This window comes from Novosphingobium sp. CECT 9465, assembly GCF_920987055.1.
In the GTDB taxonomy this organism is placed as follows: domain Bacteria; phylum Pseudomonadota; class Alphaproteobacteria; order Sphingomonadales; family Sphingomonadaceae; genus Novosphingobium.
In genome coordinates this window covers 2,434,601-2,447,501 of sequence record NZ_CAKLBX010000001.1, presented here as the reverse complement: position 1 = coordinate 2,447,501, position 12,901 = coordinate 2,434,601, and the positions used below count along the sequence as shown (strand labels likewise).

Annotated in this window: 11 protein-coding genes and 2 tRNA genes; 8 read left to right on the top strand and 5 right to left on the bottom strand. The window is 62.8% G+C overall.

Features of this window, described 5'->3' with window-relative positions:
• Nucleotides 1-11: 11 nt before the first annotated feature.
• From aspS to LUA85_RS11705, 7 genes are all read left to right on the top strand, one after another.
• Nucleotides 12-1,805, top strand: coding sequence for an aspartate--tRNA ligase (aspS, locus tag LUA85_RS11735; protein WP_231469922.1), 1,794 nt, complete (start codon nt 12-14; stop codon nt 1,803-1,805).
• Between the two features lie 127 nt (nt 1,806-1,932).
• Entirely contained in the window at nt 1,933-2,169 is a 237-nt protein-coding gene (locus LUA85_RS11730; protein ID WP_168853306.1) for an acyl carrier protein, read from the top strand.
• A gap of 148 nt (nt 2,170-2,317) precedes the next feature.
• The gene (fabF, locus tag LUA85_RS11725; RefSeq protein ID WP_231469920.1) at nt 2,318-3,583 is read left to right on the top strand and encodes a beta-ketoacyl-ACP synthase II; all 1,266 of its coding nucleotides are present in this window, start codon (nt 2,318-2,320) and stop codon (nt 3,581-3,583) included.
• Nucleotides 3,584-3,594: 11 nt separating this feature from the next.
• Entirely contained in the window at nt 3,595-4,569 is a 975-nt protein-coding gene (gene mltG / locus LUA85_RS11720) for an endolytic transglycosylase MltG (protein WP_231469918.1), read from the top strand.
• Nucleotides 4,570-4,801: 232 nt separating this feature from the next.
• The gene (locus tag LUA85_RS11715) at nt 4,802-5,353 is read left to right on the top strand and encodes a 2'-5' RNA ligase family protein (protein ID WP_231469915.1); all 552 of its coding nucleotides are present in this window, start codon (nt 4,802-4,804) and stop codon (nt 5,351-5,353) included.
• A gap of 52 nt (nt 5,354-5,405) precedes the next feature.
• Nucleotides 5,406-6,689: an adenosylmethionine--8-amino-7-oxononanoate transaminase gene (locus LUA85_RS11710; protein WP_231469913.1), complete on the top strand. Its 1,284-nt coding sequence runs from the start codon at nt 5,406-5,408 to the stop codon at nt 6,687-6,689.
• 79 nt (nt 6,690-6,768) lie between these two features.
• A tRNA-Thr gene (locus LUA85_RS11705) sits at nt 6,769-6,844 on the top strand.
• Between the two features lie 101 nt (nt 6,845-6,945).
• On the opposite strand, the gene LUA85_RS11700 is transcribed toward LUA85_RS11705, so the two are convergent.
• From LUA85_RS11700 to LUA85_RS11685, 4 genes are all read right to left on the bottom strand, one after another.
• A complete protein-coding gene (locus tag LUA85_RS11700; protein ID WP_231469911.1) occupies nt 6,946-8,823 on the bottom strand; it encodes an ABC-F family ATP-binding cassette domain-containing protein in 1,878 nt (625 codons plus the stop codon).
• Nucleotides 8,824-8,855: 32 nt separating this feature from the next.
• Nucleotides 8,856-8,931, bottom strand: a tRNA-Ile gene (locus LUA85_RS11695).
• 50 nt (nt 8,932-8,981) lie between these two features.
• Nucleotides 8,982-9,959, bottom strand: coding sequence for a polysaccharide deacetylase family protein (locus tag LUA85_RS11690; RefSeq protein ID WP_231471853.1), 978 nt, complete (start codon nt 9,957-9,959; stop codon nt 8,982-8,984).
• A 39-nt stretch (nt 9,960-9,998) separates the two neighbouring features.
• The gene (locus tag LUA85_RS11685) at nt 9,999-11,807 is read right to left on the bottom strand and encodes a histidine kinase dimerization/phospho-acceptor domain-containing protein (RefSeq protein ID WP_231469909.1); all 1,809 of its coding nucleotides are present in this window, start codon (nt 11,805-11,807) and stop codon (nt 9,999-10,001) included.
• A 248-nt stretch (nt 11,808-12,055) separates the two neighbouring features.
• Between LUA85_RS11685 and LUA85_RS11680 the strand changes: the two genes are divergently transcribed.
• Nucleotides 12,056-12,523, top strand: a complete 468-nt coding sequence (locus LUA85_RS11680; protein ID WP_231469907.1) for an Lrp/AsnC family transcriptional regulator — start codon at nt 12,056-12,058, stop codon at nt 12,521-12,523.
• A 7-nt stretch (nt 12,524-12,530) separates the two neighbouring features.
• Here the strand turns inward: LUA85_RS11680 and LUA85_RS11675 are convergent, their stop codons facing one another.
• Nucleotides 12,531-12,821, bottom strand: coding sequence for a chorismate mutase (locus LUA85_RS11675; RefSeq protein WP_231469906.1), 291 nt, complete (start codon nt 12,819-12,821; stop codon nt 12,531-12,533).
• Nucleotides 12,822-12,901 lie beyond the last annotated feature (80 nt).

Here is a 12,901-nt window from a genome sequence, read left to right as displayed (position 1 = left end):
AAAGAGTTTCGATGCACCTTTATCGTTCCCATACCTGCGGCGCCCTGACGCGCGGTGATGTCGGACAGACCGTCCGCCTTTCGGGCTGGGTGCATCGCAAGCGCGATCACGGCGGCGTGCTGTTCGTCGATCTGCGCGATCACTATGGCATGACGCAGATCGTAGCGGACGTGGACAGCCCGGCGCTGGCGATCCTTGAAGGACTTCGCGTGGAATCGGTGGTTACCATCGATGGCACCGTGAAGGCGCGGTCAGAAGGCACGGTGAACCCGAACCTGCCGACCGGCGCGATCGAGGTTTACGCGCGCGGGGCCACGGTACTTTCCGCTGCTGAAGAACTGCCGATGCCGGTGGCGGGCGAGCAGGAATATCCCGAAGACATCCGCCTGCGCTATCGCTTCCTCGACCTGCGCCGCGAGACGCTCCACGCCAACATCGTGACCCGCACCAAGGTCATATCGGACATGCGTCGCCGCATGGAAGGCGCAGGCTTCACCGAATATTCGACGCCGATCCTGACCGCATCGTCGCCCGAAGGCGCGCGCGATTTCCTCGTGCCGAGCCGCATTCATCCGGGCAAGTTCTATGCGCTGCCGCAGGCGCCGCAGCAGTACAAGCAGTTGCTGATGGTGGCGGGCTTCGACCGCTACTTCCAGATCGCCCCGTGCTTCCGCGACGAAGACCCGCGCGCTGACCGCTTGCCGGGCGAATTCTACCAGCTCGATCTGGAAATGAGCTTCGTGACCCAGGAAGAAGTGTGGGAAACGATGGAGCCAGTGATCGGCGGCGTGTTTGAAGCTTTTGCCGCCAAGGACGGAAAAGTTCGGGCGGTTACGCCGATTGGCAGCTTCCCGCGCATTCCCTATGCCGAATCGATGCTCAAGTATGGCTCGGACAAGCCGGACCTGCGCAACCCGATCATCATCCGCGATGTGTCAGAAGAGTTCCGCGAATCCGGTTTTGGCCTGTTCGAGAAGATCGTGGGCAGCGGCGGCACCGTGCGCCTGATCCCCGCACCGAACACGGCGGACAAGAGCCGCAAGTTCTTCGATGAGATGAACGATTGGGCGCGCGCCGAAGGCCATGCCGGGCTGGGCTATGCCACCCGCAAGGCTGGCGTGTTCGGCGGACCGATTGCGAAGAATCACGGCGAGGACAAGATGGCGGCGCTGTTCGATGCGCTGGGTCTGGGACCAGATGACGGCTGCTTCTTTGCCGCCGGCAAGGAAGAGCAGGCGGCAAAGCTGGCTGGTCTTGCCCGGACCCGCGTGGGCGAACAGCTTGGTCTGATCGACAAGGACCGCTTCGAACTGTGCTGGATCGTCGATTTCCCGTTCTACGAATGGGACGAGGACAACAAGAAGGTCGAATTCAGCCACAACCCGTTCTCGATGCCGCAGGGTGGTCTCGAAGCGTTGAACACGCAGGATCCGTTGACGATCAATGCGTTTCAGTACGATCTTGTTTGCAACGGCTTCGAGATTGCGTCTGGTTCAATCCGCAACCAGTCGCCCGAAACCATGGTCAAGGCGTTCGAACTGGTCGGCCTTTCGAAAGCTGATGTGGAAGAGCGTTTTGGCGGGCTGTATCGCGCGTTTCAGTATGGCGCACCGCCGCACGGCGGCATGGCCGCAGGTGTGGATCGTATCGTCATGCTGATCTGCGGTGCGCAGAACCTGCGCGAGATCACGCTGTTCCCGATGAACCAGCGCGCCGAAGATCTGCTGATGGGCGCGCCGTCTCCGGCGGGGCTGAAGCAGTTGCGCGAACTGCATGTGCGCGTGGTCGAACAGGCGAAAGGATAAGGCGGGGGACAAGCCGGATGGTGCGTGGTCTGTGATGTTCCGCACCACACCACTTGCCAGCCTTCAATCCGTTCATTAGGGCGAAAGCCGAACCAGAACCAACAGCTTTCCTTCGAAGGGGCATTTCATGAGCGATACCGCCGACCGCGTAAAGAAGATCGTTGTCGAGCACCTCGGCGTCGAGGCTGACAAGGTCACCGAAGAAGCCAGCTTCATCGACGATCTGGGCGCAGACTCGCTCGACATCGTCGAGCTGGTGATGGCCTTCGAAGAAGAATTTGGCGTCGAGATCCCCGACGATGCGGCCGAGAAGATCTCGACCGTGCAGGACGCGATCAAGTACATCGACGAAAACAAGGGCTGATCGCCCAGATCCACCCGGGGTTCCCGGTCCTGCGCAGGACGCGGACCGTGGAGCCGTCCGGCCCCGATGGGCAGGGCAGGGGAGGACTTCGGCAGGCTCAGCCTCTCTTTCGGGGCTGGGCCTGTTTGCATATTTCCCGGAGAATACAATGCGTCGTGTCGTCGTAACCGGACTTGGCCTCGTCACCCCGCTGGGCGCGGACGTGGAAACCGTGTGGAAGAACCTGCTTGCCGGAAAGTCTGGCGCAGGCCCGATCACGCGTTTCGATGCCAGCGACCAGAAGTGCCGCATCGCCTGCGAGGTGAAGCCGGCCGACCATGAATACGGCTTCGACGCGAACAAGCGCGTGGATCACAAGGTCCAGCGCCAGGTCGATCCGTTCATCGTATATGGCATTGACGCTGCGGGACAGGCCATCGAGGACGCCGGGCTGGAGGACATGCCCGAAGCCATGCGCTATCGCGCAGGCTGCTCGATCGGATCGGGCATTGGCGGCCTGCCGGGAATCGAAAGCGAATCGCTGGTGCTGGCGGCCAAGGGGCCGACGCGCGTCAGCCCGCACTTCGTCCATGGTCGTCTGATCAACCTGATATCCGGGCAGGTATCGATCAAGTACGGCCTGATGGGTCCGAACCACGCGGTGGTCACCGCGTGTTCCACCGGCGCGCATTCGATCGGCGATGCCGCGCGCATGATCCGCGACGACGATGCCGACATCATGCTGGCGGGCGGTGCCGAAGGCACGATCTGCCCGATCGGGATTGCCGGTTTTGCACAGGCCCGCGCGCTTTCAACCGGGTTCAACGATGATCCGACCAAGGCCAGCCGCCCTTACGATCAGGCGCGTGACGGTTTCGTCATGGGCGAAGGCGCGGGCGTGGTCGTTCTCGAAGAATACGAACATGCCAAGGCGCGCGGCGCGAAGATCTATGCCGAAGTTGTCGGCTATGGCCTGTCGGGTGATGCCTATCATGTGACGGCACCTCATCCCGAAGGTTCGGGCGCGTTCCGTTCGATGGAAATGGCCTTGAAGAAGGCGGGCATGACCCCTGCCGACATCGACTATGTCAATGCGCACGGCACGTCGACGCCGCTGGGCGACGAGCTGGAACTGGGCGCGGTGCGCCGCCTGTTCGGCACTGCCATCGACGATGTGTCGATGTCCTCGACCAAATCGGCCATCGGTCACCTGCTGGGTGGCGCGGGCGCGGTCGAGACGATTTTCTGCATTCTGGCATTGCGCGATCAGATCGTGCCGCCGACGCTGAACCTCGACACCCCTAGCGATAGCTGCGTGGGCGTGGACCTTGTTCCGCACGTCGCCAAGAAGCGCCGGGTCCGTGCCGCGCTGAACAATTCGTTCGGTTTTGGCGGCACCAACGCGAGCCTTGTCGTCAAATCGGTGGAAGACTGAGGGGCTGGGCTGTGGCCCGTCGCCGGTCGAGGTTGCCGTTTCTTGCAGTGCTGCTTGGCGCGCTTGCCATTCTGGCGTGGATCGCCGGAGGCTGGTACACAGGCGGGCCGCTCGAAAAGCAACTGGAGTTCGACGTTGGCGAGGGCGAAGGCCTGAGCGCGCTGGCTGACGACCTTGAGGCGGCGGGGGCGGTTGACTCCGCCACGATGTTCAAGCTGCGGGCAAGGCTGCTTGGTGGCGGGACCGAGGTCAAGGCCGGATCGTTCCTTCTGCCCAAGGGGGCCAGCGAAGCGACGATCCTTGAAATCCTCAAAGGCGACAAGGTGATCCGTCGCCTCGTCACCATTCCCGAAGGCATGCCCTCGGTGATGGTCGCCGATCGTCTCATGGCGAACAAGGATCTCATCGGGCCGGTCGCCGTGCCGGAAGAGGGCACGGTTCTGCCTGACAGCTACGATTGGCAGAAGGGCGAGGCGCGCGCGGCCGTGCTCAAACGCATGCAGGCAGCGATGGACCGTACGCTCGCGGAACTGTGGGCCAAACGGACAGGGCGAACGGTGGCCAAGACACCACAGGAGGCGCTCATCCTTGCCTCGATCGTGGAAAAGGAAACCGGCAAGCCCGAAGAGCGTCGCATGGTTGCCGGGCTTTATTCCAACCGGTTGCGGCAGGGCATGCTCCTTCAGGCCGATCCCACGATCATCTATCCGATCACGCGCGGAAAACCGCTGGGTCGCCGCATCCGCCAGTCCGAGATTCAGGCGGTGAACGGGTACAACACTTATACGATGGTCGGGCTGCCAAAGGGACCGATCACCAATCCGGGGCGCGATTCGATTGCAGCGGTGCTTGATCCGGCCGAAACGAATGCGCTGTTCATGGTTGCAGATGGTTCCGGCGGCCATGTTTTTGCCGATACGCTGGCGCAACATAATGCCAATGTTGCCAAATGGTTCGCCCTGCGCAAGGCGCGCGGAGACATGTAGCCGCGCGGCTGAACGATCCAGTTTGGCCAATAAGTGCTATATTTTTAACGCACAGGCCGTAAGATGATTTACGGAGGCTCGGGGCGATTGCATCGCTTCGCCCGGAATCCAGGGAACATTGCGGCTTGGCCGGATGGGTCGTGAAAGCAGCCCGCCTCGACTTTGCCGAATGTTCCCGTCATTCCCTTTTGCCGCGCTTGCCTTTGCTGCATGACCTGCGAAAGTTTGCAGTGTGCAAGCAACCGCTCCTCTCAACGCTCCGCTGATCGTCACGGCTGAACTGCCCGCGCCGCTGCAATCGTGGGCGGACGGATTGCGCCGGGCGCATTTTCCCCCGGAACGCAATCACCTGCGCGCGCATGTCACGCTGTTCCACGCCTTGCCTTACCATGTGCTGGATGAAGCGCGGGCATTGCTTGCCCGCATTGCCGGTCAGAACCCGCCGGTGGAGGCGCGGCTCTGCGATGTCATGGATCTGGGCGGCGGGACGGCGTTCAGGATAGACAGCCCCGGCATGCTCGCGTTGCGTGACGGGATTGCCGATCATTTTCACGGGCTTTTGAGCCGACAGGACGATCAGGTGCCCCGCCTGCATGTGACCGTGCAAAACAAGGTCCTGCGCAAGGATGCCATCGCGCTCCAGTCGAGCCTGCGCGAAACATTTGTCCCGCGCAGCTTTTCCTTCGCCGGATTGGCGCTGCATCACTACATGGGCGGGCCGTGGAGCGATGCCGGACGCTGGGCCTTTCGCGGGGTGACCAGCCAGCGCCGTCAGCACGCTTGAACCGTGGCACAGTTAAGGGCATCGGCGGCGGCGGAATGACCCGGAGATGATGATGACGCGCGAACCCGATTGGTATGCCAGCGGGCGCAGGCATGTGTGGCTGCCCTACACCCAGATGCAGACCGCGCGGCCACCGCTGCCGGTCGCCTCGGCCAGCGGCATGCGCCTGATACTCGCGGACGGGCGCGAACTGGTGGACGGCATTTCAAGCTGGTGGGCCACTGTCCACGGTTATCGCCATCCGCATATCGAGGCGGCGGTCCAGCGCCAGTTGCAGACGCTTCCTCACGTCATGCTGGGCGGTCTGGCCCACGAACAGGCCTATATCCTGGCGGAGCGGCTGGCGAACCTTCTGCCGGGCGATCTCGATCATGTGTTCTTCAGCGATTCAGGGTCAGTCGCGGTCGAGGTCGCGATGAAGATGGCCGCGCAGTTCTGGCTCAACCGGGGTCAGCGCAGGGTCAAGTTCCTGTGCTTTCGCGGTGGCTACCACGGCGATACCTTCGCCACGATGAGCGTGTGTGACCCGGACGAGGGGATGCACAGCCTGTTCAAGGGGGCGCTGCTCGAACAGGTGGTTGTCGATCTGCCCCGCGATGCCGCTGACGAAATCGCGCTCGGCGAATTGATTAACCGGCACCGTGGGGAGCTTGCCGGAATCATCGTCGAGCCGCTGGTGCAGGGCGCAGGCGGCATGGTGTTCCATGATCCCTTTACCTTGCAGGCGTTGCGCCGGCTGGCGGACGCGCACGACCTCCTGCTGATCTTCGACGAGATATTCGTCGGGCTGGGGCGGCTGGGCGATGCGCTGTTCGCCTGCCAGATTGCGGGCGTCCAGCCTGATATCGTCACGCTGTCCAAGGCGCTGACCGGCGGTACGCTGCCATTGGCCGCCACGATTGCCAGCGCGCGGATTTACGAGGGCTTCCTGTCTGACGATCCGCTCCATGCGCTGATGCACGGGCCGACTTATATGGGCAATGCGATGGGCTGCGCGGCAGCCAACGCCTCGCTTGACCTGTTCGAAAGCGAGCCCCGGCTGGAACAGTCGCGCGCGATCGGCAAGCAGCTTGAACGCCTGCTGGCACCGGCGCGAACATTGCCGGGCGTCAGGGACGTGCGGGTGCGCGGCGCCATCGGCGTGATCCAGTTCGATAGCCCAGCGCCCGCGGACCGGCTGTCCGCCGCCTGTATCGAAAGAGGCGTCTGGCTGCGCCCGTTCCGCGATATCCTGTACACCACGCCGCCATTGATCGCAGGCGAGGAAGACATCGCGCACATTGCATCGGCGATGGTCGAAGCGGTGATCGAATGGAGCCAGAACCCGCAGGCTTAGGCAATCGGCAAGATTTCCCGCAAAAAGGGTTGCCTAGCCCCCCCTGCCTGAGTAAACGGCCCGCCTGCCCCCAAGGCGGGCCGCTTTAGCTCAGTCGGTAGAGCACATCATTCGTAATGATGGGGTCAGGTGTTCGAATCACCTAAGCGGCACCATTTTCCTGTTCGCCACGGCGCGGGAATGGTTCAAGGCACCTGTAACATGCGGCAAAATGGCTTGGTGGCGCGGTGCGCTGGCCATTGCGTCTGGACGGCGCTCAACTCGCGGATTCGAGTTTTTCGCCTGCCAGCATCCACGCTTCTTCTGCCTGTTCGAGTTCGCGGGCGAGTTTGCCGCGGCGTTGGGAGAGTTCGCTCATCGGCAGTTTGGCAAGCGCGGGGATTGCGGCTGAGGGTTCGAACATCGCGCGGTCGATCTGGGCGAGTTCGGCCTGGAGTTTATTGACGGCGGTTTCGGCCTCGGCCTGCTTTTTCTTGAGTGCCTTGAATTCGTCGCGGGCCATGGCGCGGGCCTTGCGGTCCTGCGCGGTGCCCTTTTCCTTGGGCTGGCCCGATTGACCGCTCTTGGGCTGGTTACGGCCAAGGATGAAATCGATGTAATCCTCGATATTGCCGTCATAGGGCCTGGCTGTCCCGCCATCGACCAGCACGAGCCGGTCAGCAACGAGTTCCACCATGTGGCGATCGTGGCTGATCAGGATGACCGCGCCCTGATAGGTGTTTAGCGCCTGGACGAGCGCTTCGCGCGCATCGATATCGAGGTGGTTGGTCGGTTCGTCCAGCACCAGCATGTGCGGCGCATCGCGCGTGACCAGCGCGAGCGCAAGACGCGCGCGTTCACCGCCGGAAAGCGTACCGACCTGCGATGTGGCGCGCTGCCCGGAAAAGCCGAAGCGGCCAAGCTGTGCGCGCACCGCGCCGGGCGTCTTGCCCTCCATCGCGCGGGTCATCAGTTCCAGCGGCGTGGATGCGCCTGCCAGTTCTTCCACCTGATACTGCGTGAAATAGCCGACCTGCATCTTGCCGGTGGCCTGCATAGCCCCGTCCATCGGCGCCAGTTGCGCGGCGATCAGGCGGGCGAGCGTGGTCTTGCCATTGCCGTTGCGGCCGAGCAGCGCGATGCGATCATCGGGATCGATGCGCAGGTTCAGTCGCGACAGGATCGGCTTGCCGGGGGCGTAACCGACCGAAGCGAGATCGAGCGTGATCAGCGGCGGGCGCAGTTCTTCGGGATCGGGAAAATCGAAGCTGAGCGAGGGATCTTCGATCATCGCCGCAATCGGCTGCATCCGTGCCAGCATCTTGGCGCGCGATTGCGCCTGCTTGGCGGTGGAGGCGCGGGCGCTGTTGCGGGCGATGTAGTCCTTCAGGCGGCCGGCCTGCGCTTCCTGCGCGGCGCGCGCGGCGGCCTGCTGGGCAAGGCGTTCGTTGCGCTGGCGTTCGAAACTGTCGTAGCCGCCGGGATAGAGCGTGAGTTTGCCCGCATGCAGATGGACGATATGATCGACCACATTGTTGAGCAGATCGCGTTCGTGGCTGATGACGATCAGGGTGCCGGGGTAAGACTTGAGGAAGTTCTCCAGCCACAGCGTTGCTTCAAGATCGAGATGGTTTGACGGTTCGTCGAGAAGCATCACGTCGGGCGAGGAGAACAGCAGCGAGGCGAGCGCGACGCGCATTTTCCAGCCCCCGGAGAAGCTGTCGAGCGGACGGGCCTGCATGTCTTCGTCGAAGCCGAGGCCGATGAGGATGCGTGCGGCGCGCGAGGGGGCGCTATAGGCATCGATGGCGAGCAGGCGTTCGTGCACGTCTCCCAGACGGTCGGGATCAGTGCAGGTTTCGGATTCAGCAAGCAGTTCGGTGCGCTCGACATCGGATTCGAGCACCGTTTCGAACGGGGATTTGACGCCGTTGGGCGCTTCCTGCGCGATGTAGCCCAGCTTGGTGCGGCGCGGCATCTCGACCGAGCCTTCGTCCGGCTCGATTTCGCCGATGATCGCCTTGACCAGCGTCGATTTGCCCGCGCCATTGCGGCCGATCAGCCCGACCTTTGCGCGCGGCGGCACCGCGACGGTGGCCCCGGACAGAATGTCGCGCCCGCCCAGGCGCACGGTAAGGCCGTTGATCGTCAGCATGATGGCGCCCAAATGTTGGCGTGAAAGGGTGATGGTGGGCCCGGCAGGATTTGAACCCGCGACCTAGCCGTTATGAGCGGCCAGCTCTAACCGCTGAGCTACAGGCCCATCGCCGTGTGCCGGTACAGGCCGATGGCCGGATTGGCAAGCCATGAGGATCAGACTTGCGCGGCTGCGATGATTTCACGGACGCAGGCAGGCTTTACGTTCCGTCTGGCAAGATAGGCGAATACGCCGCGCCACCAATCATAGAAGGCATCGAGTTCCGTCTCGTCACGGACGTAGGGCGTAAGGCCAGGGCGAAGCGAGGGGCTGTGGAATGAAAACACCAGGATCGGCAAGCCATCGTCGATGGCCATGTCGATGCCCTTGATCGCTTCTTCCAGCGTGACGCCTTCGGGCGTCAGCGGAATGCGATCGAGCAAGCCGAGCCGCGATAGCGCACCACGCAGCCGGGGCACACGCCACAGTGCCGGATAGATCGCCTGTCCCTGCTGGCGCAGCAAGCCCCAGAAAGTGGTTGTCAGCGGCATTTCCATCAGGCCGCGGCGCTTGTCGATCCACCATGGCCGCAGCGGCAGATCGCGGAAATTGGGACCACCGGTGGAACTGTAATCGAAGCGTGAACGCACCGACGTATCGATGCCTATTCCGCATTCCGACAGGATCGAGGCGGTGGCTGGCCCCACGCCATAGCGTCCGGCGCGGTAGATCTGCGGTCCGACGCCGAAGGCATCCTCGATCGTATCGCGCAGTTTGCGGAACTTCGCGCGTTCCAGTTCGGCAGGCAGGTTGCCGGCGAAACTGTTGTGGACGTTGACCACTTCATCATGCGGCGGGCTGACCCATGGATGCAACTGCACGCCGACTTCCGCCCGCCCGGCCTTCACCGCATCGCCCAGCACTTCAACGGCGCGCTTGTCGCTCGCCACCGGGTAATCGATCAGGTAGATCGGGACCACGCCAACGCCTTCGCAAAACTGCTGAAACTTGGCGAGGCGGGGCACATGGTCGAGCGCATGGCTGGTGCGGTCGAGCGGCTTGCTCCAGTCGAATTCTTCTTCCGTATCCACGGTCAGCACGAAACGTGTGCCGAATGCCGGATCGAAGCGGACAAAATCAGCGTCGCGCGGCATGTCGGTAATGTTCGGTCGCTGATCCACTTGCACCCCCGGTCAGCCTGCAACCGACTGCCGGTCCGCAAACGGGCCGTCAGGTCTGGGCGAGGATGGGGTATGAGGGCCGGTGCCACTGGTCAAGTACGGCAGACCAACAAGAATGCGACCGCCATCGCGACGCAGGGCGCCACCGCCGGCGGTCAGTTCGGCGCGGGCAAGGCGCAGGGCGAAGCCGTTGCCGAGCATGGCCGATGCAGCAAACGATCCGCCGCTTCCGCCAGCATCGGGCGCGAACAGTGCCGCATCGTCAAGCCGTTGCAAGGCGGCGGGCAGGGTGATGGCAAGAGTTGCGAAATCGGGTAGTGCTTCGAGCGTTATCCCCAGTCGTTCGCCGGGAGCCACGCTGGCGGCAATGACCGACAGGACGCGCCAGACCGAACGCTCGACCTCTTCGGGCGCGAACGACACGGCAAGCTGGAGCGGCGGCATGGCGATGGTCAGCCGGACGTTGCGCGCCGACAGGACGGGCGATATCTGCTCGACCAGCCGCGCGACTATCGCAGCGGCGTCAGCTTCACCGATGTCGATGGACAGCGCCTTGCTTTCCAGCTTTACCAGCCGTTCGACTTCCTCGAATCCGGCAAGCATCTGTGCGGCATCCGACGCGATACTTGCAGCTATGGCGCGATACTGGTGCGGGGTGTGGCCGAACACCTGCTGCTGGATCACTTCGGCAAAGCCCTGGATCGCATTGATCGGTGTGCGCAATTCATGCAGCAATTGGCGCAACCTGTCGGCTTCGATGGCGGGCGTAAGTTGCTGGTCAGCGCCGGTCGCATGGGCAATGGCCAGCGGGCGGCGCAGGCGAAGGAGGTAGCCGGTAAAGCTGCCACCGTCGCGTGAGAAATCCGGTGTACCATCGGCCTGCCATTGTCCGGCAACGTGATCTGCCCCCGCGATGCACACCTGGCCTGCGCTGATCGGCAAGTGCTGGCGGAAGGCGAGGGCCATGATATCGTCGCAATGAACCGGCGCAGCCTGATCGGTGGCGAACAAGCGGCTGCCAACGAGCATGCCGGCAGGATCGATCCCCGCCTGCACGACAACGCCTTCGGCATCGGTGCGCAAATCGATCGCAAGCGGTGCCTTGCGCGCGGGCAACGGATCATCGACGAACGGCAGCAGCGGGGCAACGCCATCGCTGCGGGGGGGAAGCAGGGCTGCGCCGCGTTCGTCGCGTTTGCGGCGGAAGGCTTCGATCCGGCGGACAATGGCACCGATGCCTTCTTCTGCCGGAATTTCGGCGGCAGGGGGGGGGGCAGCCGATTGCTGCGGTATGTTTTCCGGCTCTGGCTCCGGGTCTGGCTGTGGGGTCGTGGGAGTCTGAGCTACAGCCTCGACCGCATGTTCTATTTCAGGTTCGGCTATTTCAGGTTGGGGCAGCAGGAAATCATTGATGCCCAATTGCGATAGAAGTTTGCGAACGCGCTCGCCAAGGTCGGTACGGTGGCGCAGGAAACCACGCGCCATCGTGGGCAGGCGCGGAATGAGCGCCAGCCAGTCCTCTTCGGGAAGACGTGCGGAGGATATGGCAGCCGAGGCGATGCGCGGGCTACCCTGCGCGAAGTGATAGACCAGCACGGCGGATCGGTGGCTGGTGCCGCGCAATACCGCCGCGCATTCCTCGTCCGTCAGCAGCGAAGCCAGCGAATCGATTCGATCCAGCGCGGATGCGTGGCGGGCCGACCATGCCGATAACGGCACGGCACCCACCAGATCGATGAGTTGCCGCAACTGCGTGCGACCCGCCGTTTTTCCGGCCGCGTGGGTACGCAGCACGGTTTCAAGGCGGTCATCAACGATCATCAAGGCTCCGCAAATGGATTCAACGAGAGGCCGCAGCGTGCCAATCAGGATCGCCCGTCTAACCTACCGAAAGCTAACAAATCGTGGCCCTGCGCAAAAGGCGGCTATCCACCGCGTTGCAATGTGGGACGATTGCGATATGAAACAACATTATTATCATCCGCTGTTCGATTTTATGCGGAAAGTTGCCATATGCGCTTCTTTCCGAATGTCGCGGTGGGCGAACGTGAAACGGACGAACAGAGGGCATGGCAACCTTGGATGCTATCGACAGGCGGCTTCTGGCCGAATTGCAGGATGAAGGGCGTGTAACCAACGTCGAACTGGCGCAGCGCGTCGGGTTGACTGCGCCGCCCTGCCTGCGCCGGGTTCGTGCGCTGGAAGATGCCGGGGTGATCAAGGGCTATCACGCCGAACTCGATGCTTCGAAACTGGGCTTTGCGATCACCGTCTTTGCTCTCGTCAGCCTGAAGAGCCAGGCTGAAGAATCACTGCGCCAGTTCGAAGAGCACATGCGTACGCTGGCCGAAGTGCGCGAATGTCACATGCTCAATGGCGAGATCGACTTCATCCTGAAGATCGTCAGCCGCGATCTGCAAAGTTTCCAGGAATTTTTGACCAGCAAGCTGACGCCTGCACCGAACGTCGCCAGCGTGAAAACCTCCCTGACGATTCGCACTGCCAAGCAAGTGCCAGGTGTTCCGCTGGACGATTGATGCGCGCTCAATCCGGCGTGTTTGCCGCTTTCTGGTGGTGACGAATCACTTCCTCGATGATGAAGCGCAGGAATTTTTCCGAAAATTCGGGGTCGAGCCGGGCATCCTCTGCCAGTTTGCGCAGACGCGTGATCTGGCGTTCTTCACGCCCTGGATCGGACGCGGGCAGTTTGTTGTGCGCCTTGTAGGCGCCGACCGCCTGCGTGATGCGAAAACGCTCGGCCAGAATGTGGATCATGGCCGCGTCGATATTGTCGATCGACTGGCGATAACCTGCCAGCACCGCGTCTTCGCTCATTCCGCTTACCCCGTTCAACGCCTGATCCGCCCGCTACCCTGCAACTTGCATCTTGCCAAGCGCCGCCCTTGACGCCAAGC

Excerpts from the sequence above, each read along its gene's own strand:
- aspS (WP_231469922.1), top strand. The coding sequence starts at position 12 with ATGCACCTTTATCGTTCCCATACCTGCGGCGCCCTGACGCGCGGTGAT.
- LUA85_RS11730 (WP_168853306.1), top strand. The coding sequence starts at position 1,933 with ATGAGCGATACCGCCGACCGCGTAAAGAAGATCGTTGTCGAGCACCTC.
- fabF (WP_231469920.1), top strand. The coding sequence starts at position 2,318 with ATGCGTCGTGTCGTCGTAACCGGACTTGGCCTCGTCACCCCGCTGGGC.
- LUA85_RS11710 (WP_231469913.1), top strand. The coding sequence starts at position 5,406 with ATGACGCGCGAACCCGATTGGTATGCCAGCGGGCGCAGGCATGTGTGG.
- LUA85_RS11700 (WP_231469911.1), bottom strand. The coding sequence starts at position 8,823 with ATGCTGACGATCAACGGCCTTACCGTGCGCCTGGGCGGGCGCGACATT.
- LUA85_RS11690 (WP_231471853.1), bottom strand. The coding sequence starts at position 9,959 with ATGCCGCGCGACGCTGATTTTGTCCGCTTCGATCCGGCATTCGGCACA.
- LUA85_RS11685 (WP_231469909.1), bottom strand. The coding sequence starts at position 11,807 with ATGATCGTTGATGACCGCCTTGAAACCGTGCTGCGTACCCACGCGGCC.
- LUA85_RS11680 (WP_231469907.1), top strand. The coding sequence starts at position 12,056 with ATGGCAACCTTGGATGCTATCGACAGGCGGCTTCTGGCCGAATTGCAG.
- LUA85_RS11675 (WP_231469906.1), bottom strand. The coding sequence starts at position 12,821 with ATGAGCGAAGACGCGGTGCTGGCAGGTTATCGCCAGTCGATCGACAAT.